This is a genomic window from Methyloversatilis sp. NSM2, from assembly GCF_038066675.1.
Lineage (GTDB): Bacteria > Pseudomonadota > Gammaproteobacteria > Burkholderiales > Rhodocyclaceae > Methyloversatilis > Methyloversatilis discipulorum_A.
Genome location: NZ_JBBUKV010000017.1, coordinates 330,364 through 347,241 on the forward strand (window position 1 = coordinate 330,364; position 16,878 = coordinate 347,241).

Sequence of the window (16,878 nt, forward strand, 5' to 3'; positions counted from 1 at the left end):
GTCATGGATCTGCCCGACACTTTCCGGCCGTCGTCGATGGCGGCGAACGAAGGCGGCCTGATCGAGCGCATCCGCCAGGCGGCGGAGCGCCTGCTCAGCAGCCCGCGTTTCCATCGCTGGGCGGCCGCCTTTCCGCTGACGCGCCACAAGGCGCGCCGCGAGGCGCGTGCGCTGTTCGATCTGTGCGCCGGCTTCGTCTATTCGCAGGTGCTGCTCGCCTGCGTGCGACTGAAACTGTTCGAATTGCTCGCCGACGGCGCGCAGAGCGCGCAGCAGGTGGCCCTGCGCACAGGGCTCAGCCGCGACGCCGCCGAGCGACTGCTCGACGCGGCGGTGGCGCTGCGCCTGGCGTCGCGCCGCAGCGGCGGCCGCTACGGCTTGGGCATGCTGGGGGCGGCCGTGCTGGCCAATCCGGGCATTGCCGACATGGTCGAGCATCACGGTCGGGTCTATCGCGATTTCGAGGACCCGGTGGCGCTGTTGCGCGGCCTGTCCGGCACCACTGCGCTGTCCGGCTACTGGCCCTATGCCGGCAATGCCGATGCGGCGGCGCTCGACGACGGCCGCATCGCCGACTACACGGCGCTGATGGCGGCTTCGCAGCCGCTGGTGGCCGACGAGGTGCTCGATACCTATCCGGTGGCCATGCACCGCTGCCTGCTCGACGTCGGTGGCGGCGATGGCAGCTTTCTGCGTGCCGCCGCGCGTCGCGCCCCGGAGCTGCGGCTGCAGCTGTTCGACCTGCCGGCGGTGGCGGCGCAGGCGCGCCGGCGTTTCGTCGAGGCGGGCATGACGACGCGCGCCGAGGTTTTCGGCGGCGCCTTTCAGACCGACGCCTTGCCGCGTGGTGCCGACCTGGTGTCGGTGGTGCGCGTGCTGCACGACCACGACGACGACGACGTGATGCAGCTGCTGCGCGCCATCCGCGCGCTGCTGCCACCCGACGGCACGCTGCTGATCGCCGAACCGATGTCCGGCGTCGCCGGCGCCGAGCCGGTAGGCGACGCCTATTTCGGCTTCTACCTGATGGCAATGGGGCGGGGCCGCCCGCGCAGCGAGGCGCGGCTCACCGACATGTTGCGCGCCGCTGGCTTCTGCCAGATCGGCCGTCTGCCGACGCGGATCCCGCTGCAGACCTGCGTGCTGGTGGCGCGTCCACGACCGCTGACAGCAGATGAAGCGACAAAGTGTAATTAAACGTTGACACAGATCATAGTAAACATAGAATGACACTTATGCGACAGGCCGTGCTGACACCGTCAGCCGACCGTCCTCAACGGGGAGGCGCGATGGACAGCATGGCCGTAGTGCTGCAGCAACCGGAACAGCTGGTCGTGACACGGCTGGATCTGGCGCCTGCAGGAGACGCCGACGTCGTCGTCGATGTCGAGTGGAGCGGCATCAGCACCGGCACCGAACGCCTGCTGTGGTCCGGTCGCATGCCGCCCTTTCCGGGCATGGGTTATCCGCTGGTGCCGGGTTACGAATCGGTGGGCCGCGTCAGCGCCGCCGGGCGCGCCGCAGGACTGCGCGTCGGCGAGCGGGTGTTCGTACCGGGTGCGCGCTGTTTCGGCGAGGTGCGCGGCCTGTTCGGCGGGGCCGCCTCACGGCTGGTGGTACCGGCGGCGCGGGCGCTGCCGATAGACGAAGCCCTGGCCGAACGCGGCATCCTGCTGGCGCTGGCCGCCACCGCGCAGCACGCGGTCATGGGCGGCGCTACGCTGCCCGATCTCATCATCGGTCACGGCGTGCTCGGCCGGCTGGTTGCACGGCTCACGGTCGCCGCCGGCGGTGATCCGGTGGTGTGGGAGACGAATCCGATGCGCGCCGCCGGCAGCACCGGTTACCCGGTCATCCCGGCCGCGCTGGACAGCCGTCGCGACTACCGCTGCATCTGCGACGTCAGCGGCGACGCGACGCTGCTCGATACGCTGATCGCACGGCTGGCGCCACAGGGCGAAATCGTGCTGGCCGGCTTCTACGAGGACGCACTGTCCTTCCATTTCGCACCGGCTTTCATGCGCGAGGCGCGATTGCGCGTCGCCGCCCAATGGCAGGACGCCGATCTGGCCACCGTGCGCGACATGGCCGCCGACGGCCGGCTGTCGCTCGATGGCCTGATCACGCACCGCGAGGCGGCCATCCGCGCCGACCTCGCTTACCGCACGGCATTCGGCGACCCCGGCTGCCTGAAGATGATCCTCGACTGGAGACAGCTGTCATGACCGAAGCCTGTGGCGGCGGTGCCGTCAGCCCCATCAAGTTCGACCTGACCAAGGTGCTGCGCGCCGAGGCGGCGATCGATCCCGATCCCGTCGCGGACGGCGAAGTGACCAAGCAGACCCAGATCATCGCCATCTACGGCAAGGGCGGCATCGGCAAGAGCTTCACGCTGGCCAACCTGAGCTACATGATGGCGCAGCAGGGCAAGAAGGTGCTGCTGATCGGCTGCGACCCGAAGAGCGACACCACCTCGCTGCTGTTCGGCGGCAAGGCCTGCCCGACCATCATCGAAACCAGTTCGAAGAAGAAGCTGGCCGGCGAGGAGGTCGGCATCGGCGACGTCTGCTTCATCCGCGATGGCGTGTTCGCGATGGAGCTGGGCGGCCCCGAGGTCGGTCGCGGCTGCGGCGGGCGCGGCATCATCCACGGCTTCGAAACGCTGGAGAAGCTCGGCTTTCATGACTGGGGCTTCGACTACGTGCTGCTCGACTTCCTCGGCGACGTGGTGTGCGGCGGCTTCGGCCTGCCGATCGCCCGCGACATGTGCCAGAAGGTGATCGTGGTCGCCAGCAACGACCTGCAGAGCCTGTACGTCGCCAATAACGTGTGCAGCGCGGTCGAGTACTTCCGCAAGCTGGGCGGCAACGTCGGTGTGGCGGGCGTCGTGATCAACCGCGATGACGGCACCGGCGAGGCGGCGAGGTTCGCCGATGCGGCCGGCATTCCGGTGCTGGCCACCATTCCGGCCAACGACGACATCCGGCGCAAGAGCGCCAGCTACGAAATCATCGGCCGTCCGGGTTCGCAGTGGGCGCCGCTGTTCGAGGAACTGGCCACCAACGTGGCGGAAGCGCCACCGGTGCGGCCGAAGCCGATGACCCAGGACGGCCTGCTCGGCCTGTTCGCCGCCGACGTGACCGGTCGCGACTACGTGATGACGCCGGCCACGGTGGCCGACATGCTGGGCCGCGAAGACGTGGTCCGGCCGTCGCTCGAAGTGGTGTACGACACCGTCTGAGGTGGCCACCATGACCGACACAACGCATACACAGGTCATCAACACCGACGCGCTGTCGACGCAGCGTCGGCCGGCCGACGGTGACGGCATCGGCTGCCACGCCGGGCGCGAACAGCTGGACGGCGCGGCGCGCGCGGCCGGCAAGAGCGAAACGCTGGACCGCTACGCCGCCGACTATCCGAAGGGCCCGCACGACCAGCCGCAGAGCATGTGCCCGGCTTTCGGTTCGCTGCGCGTCGGCCTGCGCATGCGCCGCACCGCGACCGTGCTGTCCGGTTCCGCATGCTGCGTCTATGGCCTCACCTTCACCTCGCATTTCTACGGTGCTCGCCGCAGCGTCGGTTACGTGCCCTTCAACAGCGAAACGCTGGTGACCGGCAAGCTGTTCGAGGACATCCGCGAGGCGGTGTACAAGCTGGCCGATCCGGCCCAGTACGACGCCATCGTCATCATCAATCTGTGCGTGCCGACGGCCAGCGGTGTGCCGCTGCAGCTGCTGCCGAAAGAGATCGACGGCGTGCGCATCATCGGCATCGACGTGCCCGGCTTCGGCGTACCGACCCACGCCGAGGCGAAGGACGTGCTGGCCGGCGCCATGCTGCGCTATGCCCGCCAGGAGGCGGAGCAGGGGCCGGTGCAGGCGCCGCGCAACGGCGTGGCCGACCGGCCGACGGTGGCGCTGGTGGGCGAAATGTTCCCGGTCGATCCAGTCATCATCGGCTCGCTGCTCGAACCGATGGGTCTGGCGGCCGGCCCGGTGGTGCCGACGCGCGAGTGGCGCGAGCTGTATGCCGCGCTCGACTGCGCGGTGGTCGGCGCCATCCATCCCTTCTATACCGCCAGCTTCCGCGAGTTTGAGGCGGCCGGCCGACCCATCGTCGGTTCGGCGCCGATCGGCCACGATGGCACCGACGCCTGGCTGCAGTCCATCGGCCAGGCGGCCAATGTCGGTCAGGCGCAGATCGACGCGGCGAAGAACCGCTTCCTGCCGGCGATACGCGGCGCGCTCGCGGCCAACCCGATCAGGGGGCGCATCACGCTGTCCGGCTACGAAGGCTCTGAACTGCTGGTGGCACGGCTGCTGGTCGAGAGCGGCGCCGATCTGCGCTACGTCGGCACCGCCTGCCCGCAGACGCCGCACAGTGCGGCCGACCGCGAATGGCTGAGCGCGCGCGGCGTACATGTGCAGTACCGCGCCTCGCTCGAACAGGATCTCGCCGCGATGCGCGAATTCAGTCCGGACCTGGCGATCGGCACCACGCCGGTGGTGCAGGCGGCGAAGGAGGCGCGCATCCCGGCGCTCTACTTCACCAACCTGATTTCCGCGCGGCCGCTGATGGGGCCGGCCGGTGCCGGCTCGCTGGCGCAGGTGATCAATGGTGCCATCGGCAACAAGTCGCGCTTCGACACGATGAGCGAGTTCTTCGACGGCGTCGGCAGCGGTCACGCCGGCGGCGTGTGGCAGGACGTGCCGAAGGACAGGCCGGAGTATCGCGCTGCCTACCGCGCGAAGATGGCCAAGCTGGCCCGCGCGCGCAGCGTCGAGGAGGCGATATGAGTACGAATCGGAGCGCGCAGCGAGCCCGCACCGGGCAGGTGGCGACATGCTGATCCTCGACCACGACCGCGCAGGCGGCTACTGGGGCGCGGTCTACACCTTCACCGCGATCAAGGGTCTGCAGGTGGTGATCGACGGTCCGGTCGGTTGCGAGAACCTGCCGGTCACGTCGGTGCTGCACTACACCGACGGCCTGCCGCCGCACGAACTGCCCATCGTCGTGACCGGCCTGGCCGAAGAACAGCTCGGCCGCGAGGGTACCGAAGGCAGCATGCGCCGAGCGCACCAGGTGCTGGACCCGGACCAGCCGGCGGTGGTCGTGACCGGCTCGATCGCCGAAATGATAGGCGGCGGCGTGACGCCCGAAGGCACCAACATCCAGCGCTTCCTGCCGCGCACGATAGACGAGGACCAGTGGCAGTGCGCCAATCGCGCCATCAACTGGCTGTGGACGCAGTACGGCGTCAAGCGCATCCCCGAACGCAAGCCGCGCGCCGACGGCGTGAAGCCGCGGGTGAACATCATCGGGCCGATCTACGGCTGCTTCAACACGCCGAGCGATCTGGCGGAAATCCGTCGCCTGGTCGAAGGCATAGGTTGCGAGGTGAACCTCAGCTTCCCGCTCGGCAGCCATCTGGCCGACGTGCCGAAACTGGTCGATGCCGACGTCAATATCTGCATGTACCGCGAGTACGGCCGGCTGCTCTGCGAAACGCTGGAACGGCCCTATCTGCAGGCGCCGATAGGCCTGCACTCGACCACCCGCTTCCTGCGCGCACTGGGCGAACTGACCGGACTCGATCCGGAGCCCTTCATCGAGCGCGAGAAGCACACGACGATCAAGCCGCTGTGGGATCTGTGGCGTTCGGTGACGCAGGACTTCTTCGGCACCGCCAGCTTCGCCGTGGTCGCCAACGACACCTACGCACGCGGCATCCGCCACTTCCTTGAGGAGGACATGGGTCTGCCCTGTGCCTTCGCGGTGTCGCGCCGGGCCGGCGCCAAGACCGACAACGACGCAGTGCGCGCGCTGGTGCGCGACAAGGCACCGCTGGTCATGTTCGGCAGCTACAACGAGCGCATGTACATGGCCGAGTGCGGCGCACGCGGCTGCTACATCCCTGCCTCCTTTCCCGGCGCCATCATCCGCCGCCATACCGGCACGCCCTTCATGGGCTACGCCGGCGCCACCTATCTGGTGCAGGAGGTGTGCAACGCGCTGTTCGACGCGCTGTTCCACATCCTGCCGCTGGGCAGCGACATGGATCGCGTCGATGCCACACCGTCGCGGCTGGCCCGCGCCGACGCACGGCCGTGGGACGAAGACGCCCAGCGGCTGCTCGATCAGTACCTCGACAAGCAGCCCTTCCTGGTGCGCATCTCGGCCGCCAAGCGGCTGCGCGACAAGGCGGAGGAAGCGGCACGCTGCGCCGACGAGCAACGCATCACCGCAGCGCGCGTGCAGCGTGCGCTGGAAACGACATGAGGACCGGTCTGGCCACCGTCCGGAGCGGGCGCAGCACGCGTCCGTCCACCCTCTTGCGGGGCGCAGTCAGCCCCGGAAGTCCCCGCCGCGCGGGCGTTGCGCGGCAATGGCCGAAAGGCCCGTCAGGAGGTAATCGGTATGGCTGATGGCACTAGAAGCGGATCCCTGTCAGGACTGACAGATTCCGAGGCGCGGGAATTCCACGCCATTTTCATGACCAGTTTCATCGTCTTTCTGGTCGTCGCGATCATCGCGCACATCCTCGTCTGGAACTGGCGCCCCTGGCTGCCGGGTTCCGAGGGTTATGCGTCTCTGATCGAAGGCGTCAGGGCGGCGACCTACTCGGTCATTCCTTACATCTACCAGGCATAGGAGCGCAGATATGTGGCGTATTTGGTTGCTTTTCGATCCGCGCAGATCACTGGTCGCGCTCTTCACCTTCCTCATGGTGCTGGCGCTCCTGATCCATTTCATCCTGCTCAGCACCGATCGCTTCAACTGGATCGAAGGCCCGAGCAAGAAACCCGCAGCAACGGCCCAGAGCGCAATGCCGGCTCCGGTCGCGATGCGGACAACGCAGTAAATGCACTGACGGCAGGAGTGCGGGGACCGGGCCTGCCCGGCCTCGCATGAGCGCTGCAGCGCGTCTCTACCGCGGAGGCATCGCGCTTCCGGATAAGGGGGTTGGCATGTCCATGCTCAGTTTCGAAAAAAAATACCGCATCCGTGGCGGGACGCTGCTCGGCGGAGACCTGTTCGACTTCTGGGTCGGCCCCTTCTACGTCGGTTTCTTCGGTGTCACCAGCCTGTTCTTCGCGCTGCTGGGCACACTGCTCATCATCTGGGGCGCCTCGCAGGGCACCACCTGGAATCTCTGGCAGATCAACATCGCGCCGCCCGACCTGAAGTACGGCCTGGGCATGGCGCCGCTGATGGAAGGCGGGCTGTGGCAGCTGATCACGGTGTGCGCGATCGGCGCCTTCGTGTCGTGGGCGCTGCGCGAGGTCGAGATCTGCCGCAAGCTTGGCATGGGGTATCACGTGCCGGTGGCGTTCTCGTTCGCCATCTTCGCCTACGTCACGCTGGTGGTGTTCCGGCCGCTGCTGCTCGGCGCCTGGGGCCACGGTTTTCCGTACGGCATCATGAGCCACCTCGACTGGGTGTCGAACACCGGCTACCAGTATCTGCACTTCCACTACAACCCGGCGCACATGCTGGCGGTGAGCTGCTTCTTCGCCACCACGCTGGCGCTGTCGCTGCACGGTGCGCTCATCCTGTCGGCGACCAATCCGCCGGGTGACGGTGTGGTCAAGACGCCTGACCACGAAAACACCTTCTTCCGCGACGCCATCGGCTACTCGATCGGCACGCTGGGCGTGCATCGACTGGGTCTTTTCCTCGCGCTGTCGGCCGGCTTCTGGAGCGCGGTGTGCATCGTCATCAGCGGTCCGTTCTGGACACGCGGGTGGCCGGAATGGTGGAGCTGGTGGCTCAACCTTCCCGTGTGGCGATAACAGACGAAAGCGAGGGTGCCATCATGGCCGAGTACCAGAATCTATTCACGCAGGTGCAGGTGCACGCACCGTCCTTCCCCGGTGTTTCGGTCGGTCGTGACGACCGCGAACGCACCGGCACGCCGACCCACGTGCATCTGTTCGGTCGCCTCGGCGACGCGCAGATCGGGCCCATCTACCTCGGCTGGTTCGGGTTGGCGTCGCTGATCTGCGGCTTCATCGCCTTCGAGATCATCGGCCTGAACATGATGGCCTCGGTGAACTGGGATCCGATCGAGTTCGTGCGCCAGCTGTTCTGGCTCGCGCTGGAGCCGCCGGCGCCGCACTACGGACTGTCGATACCACCGCTGAACGAGGGCGGCTGGTGGCTGATGGCCGGCTTCTTCCTCACCGCTTCCATCCTGCTCTGGTGGGTGCGCATGTACCGCAGGGCACGCGCACTCGGCATGGGCACCCACGTGGCCTGGGCCTTCGCTGCCGCGATCTGGCTCTACCTGGTGCTCGGCTTCATCCGCCCGGTGCTGATGGGCTCGTGGTCGGAGGCGGTGCCCTTCGGCATCTTCCCGCACCTGGACTGGACCGCCGCTTTCTCTATCCGCTACGGCAACCTGTTCTACAACCCCTTCCACATGCTGTCGATCGCCTTCCTCTACGGTTCGACCCTGCTGTTCGCGATGCACGGCGCGACCATCCTGGCGGTCAGCCGCTTCGGCGGCGAGCGTGAGATCGAACAGATCGTCGATCGCGGCACCGCGTCGGAACGCGCCGCGCTGTTCTGGCGCTGGACCATGGGCTTCAACGCGTCGATGGAATCCATCCACCGCTGGGCCTGGTGGTTCGCCGTGCTGTGTCCGCTGACCGGCGGCATCGGCATCCTGCTGACCGGCACCGTGGTCGACAACTGGTATCTGTGGGCCGTCAAGCATCACGTTGCACCGATGTATCCGGCGGTGTTCGGCACCGTCGTCGATCCCGCCACCGTGCAAGGAGTGCAGCCATGAACACCCTGAAGGCAACACTGCGTGTCGTCGCCATGCTGGGGGCGGGGCTGCTGCTCGCCGCCTGCGAGAAACCGCCGATAGACACGGTGCAGCGCGGCGTGCGCGGCACCGGCATGGTCCAGGTCTATAACCCGCGCATCGTCGAGGGCGAGCAGCAGAAGAACGTGGTGCCGGAGCCGATACCGGCGGCGCCGCGCGAAGGGCAGAAGGCGTCCGAGGTGTTCCAGAACGTGAAGGTGCTGGGCGACGTCAGCGTGGCCGAGTTCACCCGGCTGATGGTGGCGATGACCGCCTGGGTGTCGCCGGAACAGGGCTGCGCCTACTGCCACAAGCTGGAGAACATGGCCGACGACTCGATGTACACCAAGGTGGTGGCACGGCGGATGATCCAGATGACGCAGCACATCAATGCCGACTGGAAGCCGCACGTCGCCGACACCGGCGTCACCTGCTACACCTGCCACCGCGGCATGCCGGTACCGGCCGAGGTGTGGTTCCAGCCGCCGCCGCAGAAGCATGCGACGCGCATGGCCGGGTCGAAAATGCAGCAGAACACGCCGGACGCCGCGGTCGCCTACGCCTCGCTGCCCTACGACGCCTTCACCCGCTATCTGCAGAAAGGGCAGGAAATCCGCGTCAATGCGGTGACCGCGCTGCCGACCGCGGCGCATGGTTCGCTGGCCGATACCGAGGGCACCTACGGACTGATGATGCACATGTCGGACGCGCTCGGCGTCAATTGCACCTACTGCCACAACAGCCGCGCCTTCGCGCCATGGACCGAAAGCACGCCGCAGCGGCAGACCGCCTGGCACGGCATACGGATGGCACGCGACCTGAACAACGAGTACATGGTGCCGCTGACCGCGACCTTCCCGGCGCATCGGCTCGGCCCGACCGGCGACGTTGCCAAGCTGAACTGCGCGACCTGCCACCAGGGCGCCTACAAGCCGCTCTATGGCACGCCGATGCTGAAGGACTACCCGGCGCTCAGCGCCCCAGGCGCGCAGGCGGCACTGCCGCCTGCCGCCGCAGCCGAGGCGCCGCAACCGGCCGCCGAGGCGGAAGCGGCGAAGCCCTGATCCACGGTCGGCGCGCCACGGTGCGCCGACCCGACCCCGTTCGGCCGCTCCTGCAGTTCTCCTCCGCGCTGGGCCAGACAGCGCCTCTGCGGGAGCGGATCCGGACACCACGCAGACAGGGCGCGCCACCCGGTGCGTCCGGACCGCGCAGCGCCCGGGTCGGCTGGCCCCTCCCGCACTCCGCGCAGAGGAGACAGTCATGCAGGTCAGCGAAGTCATGTCGTCGGGCGTGCTCAGCGCAGCACCCGGCGACAGCGTCAGATCCGTCGTCATCCACATGCTCAGCCGTCACTGCGGCGCCATCCCGGTTATCGAGCCGGACGGCACCCTGGTCGGCATCGTGTCGGTGCGCGACATCATGCTGCCGATGTATCCCAAGCTCGGCGACTACATCCACGACAACGTCGGCACACGTGACTTTCTCGCGATGGAGCAGGGCTACGACGCCGTGCTGGCGATGCGCGTCGACGCGGTGATGACGCGCAACCCGCTGGCGCTGTCACCCGATACGCCCGTGCTCGAAGCGGCGTCGTGGATGGGCGTCAAGAACTTCCGCCGCATGCCGGTCGCGCGCGACGGCAAGCTGGTCGGCATGGTGAGCATCGGCGACATCAACCGCGGCCTGTTCTTCGCACGCATTGGCGGCTAGGGCACAAGGCTCCGGTGGGAGCGAGCTTGCTCGCGAAAGTGGTCGGGATCGAAGCCCGCGGGCAGCGAAAGCCTCGTCGCGGCCAAGGCCGCTCCCACAGGGGGTGCGTCTGCCCTGCGGCCGGCGCCGGGATCGGGTTTCTGTGGGAGGGGTCTTCTGACCCCGACATCGACCTTGATCGGAGCCGGCGGACAGCGAAAGCCCTGTCGCGGCCAGGGCCGCTCCCACAAGAACGCGCCGCGTCGGCAGCATGGGCAAGGTTTCTGTGGGAGCAAGCTTGCTCGCGATAGCGGTCTGGGCGGTCCGCAATCGCCGCATCGCGACCAGAGGTCGCTCCCGCGGTCAGAGCGGCTTCACCTCTTCCCGAGCGCGAGATTTCAGCCCCCAGTTCCAGATCGCGTTGAACGGCAGCGGCAGCACCATGAACAGGTGCTCAACCACGGCCAGGCCGGCCATCGTGGCGAGCAGGGTGAGGGCCACGGCGTCGGCGCTGCCGGGTGCGGCCGCGGCGGCGTGACCGATCAGCTCGCCGGTGAGCACGCTACCGGCGACGATGGACAGCGGCCACAGCGCATTCATGCGGCGCCGGCGGAAGAAGCTCTTCAGGTAGAGCAGGTGCGGCGGCAGGAATTCCTCGCTGAAGTTGCGCACGCCGAAATGCAGGTTCAGCTTGGCCGACAGCCGCATGCCCCAGAGCAGCAGATAGCTGTGCAGCGCGGTCGCATTGGCGGCGTCCAGCGTGAGCAGGTAGATCAGCAACGCGCCGCCGGCGATGGCCAGTTCGTGGTGGATGATGGCCTCGGTCGCGTGACGGAAATGCGCGACGCCGTCGCAACCTGCGGCGCAGGCGTGTTTGCGCGGGCCGGTCACCCAGCCCATCAGGAAGCTCATTTCCATCCAGCCCCACACCACCAGCGCGCTGGTGAAGCCGCAGTAGCTGCCGAGGGCACTGTCGAGCTGCGCACTGTGCTGCAGGCCGGCCAGCGCGGCGATCGCCAGCACGCTGGCCACCGTCATGCTGAGGCGGAAGGTGCGTCGCGGCAGACCGTCCAGATAGAGGATGGCGCCGGTGGCCGCCCACCACAGCGCCAGCGCGTAGAGCAGGGGCAGCGCCCAGCCGGGCAGGGCGCCGTCCATCGCGCTCACCAGGCCGGCGACATGCGCACGTCGTCCGGCACCGCGTTCGGCTTGACCGGGTGCAGGTAGAGGCGGACGAAGGTGCCGAAGGCGGCCACTGCGCAGGCGCCGCGCTTGAACAGACCGGTGATGCCGCCCTGCTGCTTCGCCGCCTCGTTTGCCTGGGCCAGCGCAAACAGCCGTTCGAGGCCAGCGCGGAAGGACGGGCTGTCGGTGTCCAGCGTCAGCGGGAACACCTGCCTGGAAATGTCCGAGGTGATGCGGAATACCGCGTAGTCGTAGCTGTCGGCCTCCAGCCCCATGGCCTGGTGCAGCTGCGGCCGCATGTGGTCGCGCACATACATCGTCGCGTACACCGCGAGCAGGAAGAAGCGTACCCACAGCAGATTGGCGCCGCGCAGCAGGTGAGGCTGGGCGCGCAGGATGAGGGCGAACGATTCGCCGTGCCGGAATTCGTCGTTGCACCAGCGCTCGAACCAGCGAAAGATCGGGTGGAAGCGCAGTTCGGGGTGGCGTTCGAGCTGACGGTAGATGGTGATGTAGCGTGCGTAGCCGATCTTCTCCGACAGATAGGTGGCGTAGAAGATGTACTTCGGCTTGAAGAAGGTATAGCGCTTGGTGCGCTTCAGGCTGCCCAGATCGACGCCCAGTCCGTAGTCCTTCAGCGACATGTTCAGGAAGTTGGCGTGGCGCGCCTCGTCGCGCGTCATGTAGGCCATCAGCGCCTTGATGTCCGGGTTGTCGACGTTCTTCTTTATTTCGTTGTACAGCACGCAGCCGGAAAATTCGGAGGTGATCGAGCTGATCAGGAAGTCCATGAACTCCTGGTGCAGCGCCGGCGGCAGGTCGCGGATCTGTTCGCCGAAATCGGCGCTGCGCTGGAAGTGGTCGTGATTGTTGTCGCCTTCGTACTCCAGCATCATCGCGTCCCACTCGGCGCGCACCGGGCCGACGTCGAGGCGGTTCATCGCGGCGAAATCGGTGGTGTAGAAGCGCGGGCTCAGCATGGTGCTGACGCGCGCCTTGTCGGTGGCTTCGGCGGAAACGGCGACCTGCGGCGCAGGCTGTGTGGCAGTGCTCATGGCTGTGCTCCCGATGCATGCAGGGTGGGGCGACCGGCGTCGAGCAGCCGGCCGAAGGCGCCGGCGTTCACCGGGCCGAAGGATTCGAGGTCGACGCGGCGCGCGGTGCTCCGATCGACCAGTGTGAGCCGGCCGTCGGCGCGGGCGATCAGCGAGAACGGCTGTTCCGGCCCGATCTGCTGACGGCGGCGCTCGCGCACCAGGCCGCGCAAGGTGCCGCGCACGAAGCCCTGTTCGCCGACGAAGGAGTCGATCTGCGTATCGGTACGCGCATCGATCACCGCGATGCTGCCGTCCGGCCTGTCCTCGAAGCGCAGCTCACGTACCGCGACCGCAGCGGCGTCCGGCGTCGCGATCGGCGTCCCGGACAGACGGACCAGCGCCACCGTGGCCAGCACGCCGGCCAGCATCAGGCCAATGGCAAGCAGCGGCCAACGCGGCAGTGCGGCTTCGGTGTGTGCGCTCATGCCGCGTTCCTCAGTGAGTGGCCAGCTGCGGTGCGCGACCGGTGCGGCGGGCACGCGGCGCCGGCGCATCGGCCCTCTGCGCGACCGCTGCGGGAGCCGTCTGCGGCGCGTCGCTGCGCGCGGCCTGCCAAGCATCGGTCAGCAGGCTGGCGACATGGGCGGCGTCGGCGATGCAGCAGAGCATCGGCTCCGGCCGGGCGGCCCGCCACGGACGGGCATGCGGCCACAGGTGCAGCAGCGCGATGCGATCGGGCGCGGCCAGCAGCAGCGGAATGTTGCCGTGCCCCTTGCGCGTGAGCTTCAGCCCGGCCGCCTCGATCCGGTTCAGCGGCAGGTTGAAGGTGAGGCTCAGCACGATGCCGACGCGCATGACGACGCGCCGGTCGGTGATCGTATAGACCGTGGTGCGCGCGCTCAGCCAGGCCAGCAGCGTCATCATGCCGAGCGCGGCCAGCACCAGCGGCAGCAGCATCAGCACGGCACTGGCTGCGTCGCCGAAGCTGCCGCCGTCGGCGACGACGAAACCGGCGCGCAGCGCGAGGATGACTGCGAAGTAGAGCGCCAGCGCGCGCACGTGGAAGCGCTCGCGTGCCAGTTGCTTCCAGTCCGGGCCACCCTGCCAGAGCAGGGTTTCGTCTGACGGCAGCCGCTCCGGCAGGCCGGGCGCGGCTTCGAACTCGTGTTCGTGGCCGTCGTGGCGGACTGCGCGCAGGCCGCTCACAGCAGGGGTTCCTTGCGCGACGCTTCGGCGTACAGGGTGCCGCCGCCGTAGTAGGCCATCACCTTTTCCTCTTCCAGCAGCGTGATGCGATCGGCCGCCTTGGGCTGCGGCACGCTGGCGAACTGGTGGCCGAGGATGGACGCCACCTTGACCGCGCGTTCGCCGACGCGGCAGAAGTTCATCGGCAGCAGCACGCGACGCGTGCCACCGCCTGCCGGCACGTCGAGTTCGAGGTAGCGGAAGATCGCTTCCGAACGGTCCACCCACAGGTCGCGCACCACGCCGCCCTGTGCGCCGTCGGCACCGATTACCGGCAGACCGCGCGGGTCGGTGTCCTGGTGCGCGACGTCGTAGTCGGGCGCGTCGCGCAGCGGCACGATGCGCAGCGAACCGTCGAAGGTGAGATCGGGCAGGTCGGCGCGGTCGGCCCAGGCGCCGGGGCCGACACCGTCGAGCATCGGGTTGCCGGTCGGGTCCAGCGGAGCGCCGGGCCAGTTGCCGCTGGGCGTGGCCTTCAGCGTCTGCGGCGACCTGAAGTCATTGGGCACGGTCACCGTGCGACCGTCCTGCAGGCGGAAGGTCTTGGGGTCGGGGATAGGCGGAAAGCCCTGCACGCGGATGCTGTCGGAACGGTCCGATTCCAGCGGGTAGCCCTCGCGCTTGCTCTCCTGGTGCAGGTGGTAGATCAGCCCTGCGAAGAATATCCAGAAGACGTACAGCACGATCTGTGCGACGTCGAAGTACTGGGTGATGGCGCCGGTTTCCATGGTCATTCTCCTGTGTGATGGATGTTCAGCCGGGGAAATCGGCCAGTCCGAACTTCGCGCTGGCCGGGACCGGCGCGCGCGGGGCGCTGCGCACCAGTGGTCCGAGTGCGACCAGGCTGGCGAACAGCAGATAGATTTCGCAGTGATAGACGAAGCTGTAGCCGGTGGCCGGCGAGGCGAGTGCCGGGCCGAGCGCGCCGGCGGTTGCCAGCGTCGACACGAGGTCGCGCAGCGCCCCGCCGAGGGCGATCGCCAGGCCGGTGCTGCAGGCGTGCACCGCACCCCATGCGCCGAGCGCCAGCCCGTTCATGCCGCCGCTGTCGAGGCCCATTGCGGCGGTCAGCATGCCGACCGAAAACAGTCCGCCGCCGAAGCCGATCAGGCCGACGCCGCCGCGGAACAGCGCGGTCGACTGCAGCGGCTCGGCGAACACGACGGTCGAGAAGGCGACGATGCCGATCAGCGCGCCGAAGGCGGCGACGCGGCAGGCATCGACGCCACGCGCCAGCGTGCGTGCCGCGAAGGCGAAGGCGGCCAGCGCGCCGCAGGCCATCAGCGCGGTCAGTGCGGTGGTGGCGCCGACGCCCATGCCCAGTACCTCGGCGCCATACGGTTCGAGAATGATGTCCTGCATGCTGAAGGCGGCGCTGCCCAGGCCGAGCGCCAGCAGGTAGCGGGTGGCACGCGCGTGCGTCGAGAACTGCTGCCATATCGCGCGGAAGGGCTGGCGCGGCGCGTCGGTGCTGCGCGCGCTGCGCGCCTCCTGCTTCCACAGCGCGGCGATGTTCAGCGCCATGGTCACCAGGGCCGATCCCTGGATCACCTGGATCAGCCGCAGCTGCGAGAAGTCCGCGAGCAGCAGACCGAATGCGACGCCGCTGCCCACCATGCCGGCCAGCAGCATCAGGTACATCAGCGCCACCACGCGCGGCCGTGCCGCCGGCGGCGCGAGATCGGTGGCGAGCGCGAGGCCAGCGGTCTGTACCGTCTGCATGCCGGCGCCGACCATCAGGAAGGCCAGCGCGGCACCGGCCTGACCCACCCATTCGGGGCCACGCGTATCGCCGGACAGCAGGATGAGCGAGAAAGGCATGATGGCCAGTCCGCCGAACTGCACCAGCGTGCCCATCCACAGATAGGGCACGCGGCGCCAGCCGAGCGCCGAGCGGTGGGTGTCCGAGCGGTAGCCGAGCAGGGCGCGAAAGGGCGAGAACAGCAGCGGCAGCGCCACCATCGCGGCGACCAGCCAGGCCGCCATGCCCATCTCGACGATCATGACCCGGTTCAGCGTGCCGATGAGCAGCACGGTAGCCATGCCGACCGACACCTGGAACAGCGACAGGCGCAGCAGGCGGCCAAGCGGCAGCGCCTCGCTGGCGGCGTCGGCAAAGGGCAGGAAGCGCGTGCCGACACCGGTCCACAGCCGTGCGGCGCGGGCGTTCAGTGCGGGCAGGCCGAGCCCTCTGCGCGGTGCGTTCATGTGCGCACCAGTTCCATCGCCTGCGAGGTGTAGAAGCCGCTGGCGACGCGTTCGCTGCGCAGGGGTGCCATCGCGCGCAGGCCGTCCTCCTCGGCGATCAGCCGGCCGAGCACCGCTTCGCGTACCGGTTCGATCGCCGGCGCGCGGTTGCCGCGCGGGAAGAAGCGACCGACGAAGTGCATCGCATCGAGTGCGCGCGTGCTGGGCGGAAAGGTGAACATGAGCGAGGCGGCGGTGCGCGCGGCCAGGCCCGACAGCACCCGCACGGCATCGCGCGGACGGTAGTGGATGAGCGAATCCATCGCCACCACGTGGTCGAAGTGGCCGAGCGCGGGGTCCAGCATGTCGCCCGAGCGGAAGTCGATGTGGCCGGCCAGGCCGTGTGGCATGCGTTCGCGCGCCAGTCCGATCAGGGTCGGCGACAGGTCGATCGCCACCACATGGGCGCCGCGGCGCGCCGCCTCGACCGCCAGCGCGCCGGTGCCGCAGCCGGCGTCGAGCAGGCGGCAGCCGCTCAGATCGTCGGGCAGCCAGTCGAGCAGCGTGGCGCGCATGCGATCGCGGCCGGCGCGCACGGTGGCGCGGATGCGGCCTACCGGTGCGTCCGAGGTGAGTCGCTTCCAAGCGTCCACCGCGGTGCGGTCGAAATAGGTGGCGATCTCGCCACGGCGTTCGAGGTAGGAGCTGTCCATG

18 protein-coding genes are annotated in these 16,878 nt (G+C 68.4%); 11 read left to right on the top strand and 7 right to left on the bottom strand.

All coding sequences use genetic code 11. The annotated features are described in order from the left end of the window. Window positions 1-3: 3 nt before the first annotated feature. The 11 genes from WJU27_RS20400 (at window position 4) to WJU27_RS20450 (ending at window position 10,531) form a co-directional block, all read left to right on the top strand. Window positions 4-1,197, top strand: a complete 1,194-nt coding sequence (locus tag WJU27_RS20400; protein ID WP_020165693.1) for a methyltransferase — start codon at window positions 4-6, stop codon at window positions 1,195-1,197. A 92-nt stretch (window positions 1,198-1,289) separates the two neighbouring features. Continuing rightward, the gene (gene bchC, locus WJU27_RS20405) at window positions 1,290-2,225 is read left to right on the top strand and encodes a chlorophyll synthesis pathway protein BchC (RefSeq protein WP_020165692.1); all 936 of its coding nucleotides are present in this window, start codon (window positions 1,290-1,292) and stop codon (window positions 2,223-2,225) included. Then, the gene (locus WJU27_RS20410) at window positions 2,222-3,241 is read left to right on the top strand and encodes a chlorophyllide a reductase iron protein subunit X (protein ID WP_020165691.1); all 1,020 of its coding nucleotides are present in this window, start codon (window positions 2,222-2,224) and stop codon (window positions 3,239-3,241) included. Before bchC ends, WJU27_RS20410 begins: the two co-directional genes overlap by 4 nt. Before the next feature lie 10 nt (window positions 3,242-3,251). Further along, on the top strand, window positions 3,252-4,799 hold the full coding sequence (gene bchY, locus WJU27_RS20415; RefSeq protein WP_341423257.1) for a chlorophyllide a reductase subunit Y: 1,548 nt from the start codon (window positions 3,252-3,254) through the stop codon (window positions 4,797-4,799). A gap of 46 nt (window positions 4,800-4,845) precedes the next feature. Next, the gene (gene bchZ / locus WJU27_RS20420; RefSeq protein ID WP_341423258.1) at window positions 4,846-6,285 is read left to right on the top strand and encodes a chlorophyllide a reductase subunit Z; all 1,440 of its coding nucleotides are present in this window, start codon (window positions 4,846-4,848) and stop codon (window positions 6,283-6,285) included. 138 nt (window positions 6,286-6,423) lie between these two features. After that, window positions 6,424-6,657 carry a light-harvesting antenna LH1, beta subunit gene (pufB, locus tag WJU27_RS20425; protein WP_029143824.1) on the top strand — a complete coding sequence of 78 codons (234 nt, stop codon included), beginning with the start codon at window positions 6,424-6,426 and terminating at the stop codon, window positions 6,655-6,657. Between the two features lie 10 nt (window positions 6,658-6,667). Beyond that, a complete protein-coding gene (gene pufA / locus WJU27_RS20430; RefSeq protein WP_019916985.1) occupies window positions 6,668-6,868 on the top strand; it encodes a light-harvesting antenna LH1, alpha subunit in 201 nt (66 codons plus the stop codon). Window positions 6,869-6,974: 106 nt separating this feature from the next. Then, entirely contained in the window at window positions 6,975-7,799 is an 825-nt protein-coding gene (gene pufL, locus WJU27_RS20435; protein ID WP_020165687.1) for a photosynthetic reaction center subunit L, read from the top strand. A 23-nt stretch (window positions 7,800-7,822) separates the two neighbouring features. After that, the gene (pufM, locus tag WJU27_RS20440) at window positions 7,823-8,800 is read left to right on the top strand and encodes a photosynthetic reaction center subunit M (protein ID WP_029143823.1); all 978 of its coding nucleotides are present in this window, start codon (window positions 7,823-7,825) and stop codon (window positions 8,798-8,800) included. After that, window positions 8,797-9,882 (top strand): photosynthetic reaction center cytochrome PufC, encoded by a 1,086-nt coding sequence (gene pufC / locus WJU27_RS20445; protein ID WP_341423259.1) that lies wholly within the window; start codon window positions 8,797-8,799, stop codon window positions 9,880-9,882. Before pufM ends, pufC begins: the two co-directional genes overlap by 4 nt. A gap of 199 nt (window positions 9,883-10,081) precedes the next feature. Further along, window positions 10,082-10,531, top strand: a complete 450-nt coding sequence (locus WJU27_RS20450) for a CBS domain-containing protein (RefSeq protein ID WP_020165684.1) — start codon at window positions 10,082-10,084, stop codon at window positions 10,529-10,531. Window positions 10,532-10,873: 342 nt separating this feature from the next. On the opposite strand, the gene puhE is transcribed toward WJU27_RS20450, so the two are convergent. The 7 genes from puhE to bchM are packed head-to-tail and all read right to left on the bottom strand — an operon-like array spanning window position 10,874 to window position 16,877. Next, window positions 10,874-11,668, bottom strand: coding sequence for a putative photosynthetic complex assembly protein PuhE (gene puhE, locus WJU27_RS20455; protein ID WP_341423260.1), 795 nt, complete (start codon window positions 11,666-11,668; stop codon window positions 10,874-10,876). 5 nt (window positions 11,669-11,673) lie between these two features. Then, window positions 11,674-12,750 (bottom strand): magnesium-protoporphyrin IX monomethyl ester (oxidative) cyclase, encoded by a 1,077-nt coding sequence (gene acsF / locus WJU27_RS20460; RefSeq protein WP_341423261.1) that lies wholly within the window; start codon window positions 12,748-12,750, stop codon window positions 11,674-11,676. Further along, on the bottom strand, window positions 12,747-13,217 hold the full coding sequence (gene puhC, locus WJU27_RS20465) for a photosynthetic complex assembly protein PuhC (protein WP_341423262.1): 471 nt from the start codon (window positions 13,215-13,217) through the stop codon (window positions 12,747-12,749). Before puhC ends, acsF begins: the two co-directional genes overlap by 4 nt. Window positions 13,218-13,227: 10 nt before the next feature. Next, the gene (puhB, locus tag WJU27_RS20470) at window positions 13,228-13,938 is read right to left on the bottom strand and encodes a photosynthetic complex putative assembly protein PuhB (RefSeq protein ID WP_341423263.1); all 711 of its coding nucleotides are present in this window, start codon (window positions 13,936-13,938) and stop codon (window positions 13,228-13,230) included. Beyond that, window positions 13,935-14,705, bottom strand: a complete 771-nt coding sequence (gene puhA, locus WJU27_RS20475; RefSeq protein WP_020165679.1) for a photosynthetic reaction center subunit H — start codon at window positions 14,703-14,705, stop codon at window positions 13,935-13,937. The genes puhB and puhA overlap by 4 nt, the downstream gene beginning before the upstream one ends. A gap of 25 nt (window positions 14,706-14,730) precedes the next feature. Further along, a complete protein-coding gene (locus WJU27_RS20480; RefSeq protein WP_020165678.1) occupies window positions 14,731-16,185 on the bottom strand; it encodes a BCD family MFS transporter in 1,455 nt (484 codons plus the stop codon). After that, a complete protein-coding gene (gene bchM / locus WJU27_RS20485) occupies window positions 16,182-16,877 on the bottom strand; it encodes a magnesium protoporphyrin IX methyltransferase (RefSeq protein WP_020165677.1) in 696 nt (231 codons plus the stop codon). Before bchM ends, WJU27_RS20480 begins: the two co-directional genes overlap by 4 nt. Window position 16,878: the final 1 nt, after the last annotated feature.

Bases quoted from the DNA above. Each gene is read 5' to 3' on its own strand.
- WJU27_RS20410 (WP_020165691.1), top strand. From the start codon at position 2,222: ATGACCGAAGCCTGTGGCGGCGGTGCCGTCAGCCCCATCAAGTTCGAC.
- bchC (WP_020165692.1), top strand. From the start codon at position 1,290: ATGGACAGCATGGCCGTAGTGCTGCAGCAACCGGAACAGCTGGTCGTG.
- puhC (WP_341423262.1), bottom strand. From the start codon at position 13,217: ATGAGCGCACACACCGAAGCCGCACTGCCGCGTTGGCCGCTGCTTGCC.
- puhA (WP_020165679.1), bottom strand. From the start codon at position 14,705: ATGGAAACCGGCGCCATCACCCAGTACTTCGACGTCGCACAGATCGTG.
- WJU27_RS20450 (WP_020165684.1), top strand. From the start codon at position 10,082: ATGCAGGTCAGCGAAGTCATGTCGTCGGGCGTGCTCAGCGCAGCACCC.
- pufC (WP_341423259.1), top strand. From the start codon at position 8,797: ATGAACACCCTGAAGGCAACACTGCGTGTCGTCGCCATGCTGGGGGCG.
- pufA (WP_019916985.1), top strand. From the start codon at position 6,668: ATGTGGCGTATTTGGTTGCTTTTCGATCCGCGCAGATCACTGGTCGCG.
- WJU27_RS20400 (WP_020165693.1), top strand. From the start codon at position 4: ATGGATCTGCCCGACACTTTCCGGCCGTCGTCGATGGCGGCGAACGAA.
- WJU27_RS20480 (WP_020165678.1), bottom strand. From the start codon at position 16,185: ATGAACGCACCGCGCAGAGGGCTCGGCCTGCCCGCACTGAACGCCCGC.
- puhE (WP_341423260.1), bottom strand. From the start codon at position 11,668: ATGGACGGCGCCCTGCCCGGCTGGGCGCTGCCCCTGCTCTACGCGCTG.
- pufB (WP_029143824.1), top strand. From the start codon at position 6,424: ATGGCTGATGGCACTAGAAGCGGATCCCTGTCAGGACTGACAGATTCC.
- bchZ (WP_341423258.1), top strand. From the start codon at position 4,846: ATGCTGATCCTCGACCACGACCGCGCAGGCGGCTACTGGGGCGCGGTC.
- acsF (WP_341423261.1), bottom strand. From the start codon at position 12,750: ATGAGCACTGCCACACAGCCTGCGCCGCAGGTCGCCGTTTCCGCCGAA.
- bchY (WP_341423257.1), top strand. From the start codon at position 3,252: ATGACCGACACAACGCATACACAGGTCATCAACACCGACGCGCTGTCG.
- pufM (WP_029143823.1), top strand. From the start codon at position 7,823: ATGGCCGAGTACCAGAATCTATTCACGCAGGTGCAGGTGCACGCACCG.
- bchM (WP_020165677.1), bottom strand. From the start codon at position 16,877: ATGGACAGCTCCTACCTCGAACGCCGTGGCGAGATCGCCACCTATTTC.
- pufL (WP_020165687.1), top strand. From the start codon at position 6,975: ATGTCCATGCTCAGTTTCGAAAAAAAATACCGCATCCGTGGCGGGACG.